We start from the raw sequence: 871 nt of genomic DNA, 5'->3' as shown, positions 1-871 counted from the left end.
ATTTTTAATCAATAAAATACTTCATAAAAAATACTCTCAATATCTTTCTTTGATACTCCCTTGTCTTTCATCTATCTTTTATTTTATGCTCATTATGGGCGGAATCTCATTTAAATCCATAGACCCGCAATATTATGAGTTTAAGAGGTTGTGTTATCTTAATGCAGGAAAAATTATTGTTGGGACACCTACTGAAGATTATAATGATGTAAAATACATTATACACAAACAAATATTAAGTCGGGTTAAAGAAATCTCATTTCAAAAGATTACCAATAATCAGGTAGAATTTTATATAAATAATACATATTTTTATTATAACTATGGTATTTTTTTAAAGGGTGATGCTGGGATAGGTTGGGGAATAGACTTTAGAAGAAAAATCTTACAATGTAGCAATATTTGAGGAGAAGTAATGAGTAAAGATATTAGAACCCACGAGGCAAATTTAGAAATGGTAAGCAAATTCTTGCAATACGCCCATATTGCAAATGCTAGTTATGCTATGTTGCATTATATTCAGGAAAACACTGAAGATGATAAGAATAATAAAATATATAAAGCCGATGGACTTACCTTTAAAGATAAAGTAGAAACAGATGTTAGATTCACAGATGAAAAAAATGATATAACTTACATCAAAAAAGCAGGCACTAACACAGCTTATGCGTGTGCTATCGAAGCACGCTTTGCTAAAGATAAAATCTATAAAACAACACTAGGTTTTATTAATTCTACACTAGATAACAATCCTGCTAATGTCTCTTTAGATGCTCCTTTATCTCAAGAAACTATAGAATTTACTAATCGATATAGATTACTTCATCATCAGCCAAATACTACAAATGGCTTTAGTGGCACGCTATTTGAG

At 30.0% G+C, this 871-nt stretch carries 1 protein-coding gene and 1 pseudogene; both read left to right on the top strand.

Annotated features, from left to right (window positions below; all coding sequences use genetic code 11):
- Positions 1 to 406 (top strand): hypothetical protein (locus tag CQA53_RS11665; protein ID WP_115544039.1); only part of this gene is annotated, 406 nt, incomplete at its 5' end.
- A gap of 9 nt (positions 407 to 415) precedes the next feature.
- Positions 416 to 871: pseudogene (locus CQA53_RS11660) on the top strand (hypothetical protein); the annotation flags it as partial.

The sequence above is a fragment of the Helicobacter didelphidarum genome, assembly GCF_003364195.1.
Taxonomy (GTDB): Bacteria; Campylobacterota; Campylobacteria; order Campylobacterales; family Helicobacteraceae; genus Helicobacter_A; species Helicobacter_A didelphidarum.
Note: the sequence above shows the minus strand (reverse complement) of the source record. Positions and strands in the feature narration are given on the sequence as shown.